Source organism: Janthinobacterium sp. SUN137 (genome assembly GCF_030587265.1).
Lineage (GTDB): Bacteria > Pseudomonadota > Gammaproteobacteria > Burkholderiales > Burkholderiaceae_D > Janthinobacterium > Janthinobacterium kumbetense.
The window spans coordinates 1-1,177 of the sequence record NZ_JAPWHZ010000019.1; the positions used below are offsets into that span (position 1 = coordinate 1).

The window sequence follows — 1,177 nt, forward strand, 5'->3', positions numbered from 1 at the left end:
AGAGGCTAACGTTATAGGGACAAGCGAATAAGTGCACATGGTGGATGCCTTGGCGATTACAGGCGATGAAGGACGTAGTAGCTTGCGATAAGCTGCGGGGAGTGAGCAAACACACTTTGATCCGCAGATTTCCGAATGGGGCAACCCACCCTTTTAGGGTATTGCATACTGAATACATAGGTATGCAAGGCGAACGCGGCGAACTGAAACATCTAAGTAGCTGCAGGAAAAGAAATCAACCGAGATTCCCAAAGTAGCGGCGAGCGAAATGGGAAGAGCCTGTACGTGATAGTCGGACCGATAACAGAATCCTCTGGAAATAGGAGCCATAGTGGGTGATAGCCCCGTATGTGAAATCGGACCGGTGGTACTAAGCGTACGACAAGTAGGGCGGGACACGTGACATCCTGTCTGAATATGGGGGGACCATCCTCCAAGGCTAAATACTCGTAATCGACCGATAGTGAACCAGTACCGTGAGGGAAAGGCGAAAAGAACCCCGGAAGGGGAGTGAAATAGATCCTGAAACCGTGTGCATACAAACAGTAGGAGCGGACTTGTTCCGTGACTGCGTACCTTTTGTATAATGGGTCAGCGACTTACATTCAGTGGCAAGGTTAACCGAATAGGGAAGCCGTAGAGAAATCGAGTCCGAATAGGGCGATCAGTCGCTGGGTGTAGACCCGAAACCAAGTGATCTACTCATGGCCAGGATGAAGGTGCGGTAACACGCCCTGGAGGTCCGAACCCACTAATGTTGAAAAATTAGGGGATGAGCTGTGGGTAGGGGTGAAAGGCTAAACAAACTTGGAAATAGCTGGTTCTCTCCGAAAACTATTTAGGTAGTGCCTCAAGTATCACCATCGGGGGTAGAGCACTGTTATGGCTAGGGGGTCATTGCGACTTACCAAACCATTGCAAACTCCGAATACCGATGAGTGCGAGCTTGGGAGACAGACGTCGGGTGCTAACGTCCGGCGTCAAGAGGGAAACAACCCAGACCGCCAGCTAAGGTCCCAAAGATTGGCTAAGTGGAAAACGAAGTGGGAAGGCTAAAACAGTCAGGATGTTGGCTTAGAAGCAGCCATCATTTAAAGAAAGCGTAATAGCTCACTGATCGAGTCGTCCTGCGCGGAAGATGTAACGGGGCTAAGCCAGTCACCGAAGCTGCGGATAT

General features: G+C 50.4%; 1 rRNA gene (cut by a window edge). It reads left to right on the forward strand.

From position 1 onward, the window contains the following. Positions 1-17: 17 nt before the first annotated feature. Positions 18-1,177, forward strand: a 23S ribosomal RNA gene (locus O3298_RS29080); it runs 1,450 nt beyond the window's last position.